The 733-nt window shown below is 48.0% G+C and carries 1 protein-coding gene; it reads right to left on the bottom strand.

Annotation, left to right across the window (positions count from 1 at the left end):
- Positions 1 to 733, bottom strand: a 733-nt coding sequence (locus tag B7708_RS00060) for a hypothetical protein (protein WP_193431729.1), incomplete at both ends; no start/stop codon positions are given.

Genomic DNA, 733 nt, shown 5'->3' with positions numbered 1-733 from the left:
GATGCTGAAGCGCTTTGGCTTGCTGATACTGACGCAGAGTGGCTCGCGCTTGCTGAGATAGAAGCTGAGTTCTGGTTGTTAGATGCTGAAGCTGAGGCACTTTGGCTCGCGCTTACTGATGCTGAAGTACTTTGACTTGCAGATGCTGAAGCTGAGGCACTTTGGCTAGCACTTACTGATGCTGAAGTACTTTGACTTGCAGATACTGAAGCTGAAGCTGATTGGCTAGCTGATACAGATGCTGATTGACTAGCACTTACTGATGCTGAAGCACTTTGGCTTGCTGATACTGACGCAGAGTGGCTCGCGCTTGCTGAGATAGAAGCTGAGTTCTGGTCGTTAGATGCTGAAGCTGAAGCACTTTGGCTCGCGCTTACTGATGCTGAAGTACTTTGACTTGCAGATACTGAAGCTGAAGCTGATTGACTTGCACTTACTGATGCTGAAGTACTTTGACTTGCAGATACTGAAGCTGAAGCTGATTGACTTGCACTTACTGATGCTGAAGCTGATTGGCTTGCACTGATTGACGCAGAGTGGCTCGCGCTTGCTGAGATAGAAGCTGAGTTCTGGTTGTTAGATGCTGAAGCCGAAGCTGATTGGCTTGCTGATACAGACGCTGAAGTTGATTGACTTGCAGATACTGAAGCTGAAGCTGATTGGCTAGCTGATACAGATGCTGATTGGCTTGCACTTACTGATGCTGAAGCGCTTTGGCTTGCTGATACTGACG

Origin of the sequence: Streptococcus oralis subsp. dentisani (genome assembly GCF_002096615.1) — a bacterium.
GTDB lineage: Bacteria > Bacillota > Bacilli > Lactobacillales > Streptococcaceae > Streptococcus > Streptococcus oralis_U.
The sequence above is the reverse complement of the archived record's forward strand: the minus strand, read 5'-3'. Positions and strand labels throughout refer to the sequence as shown.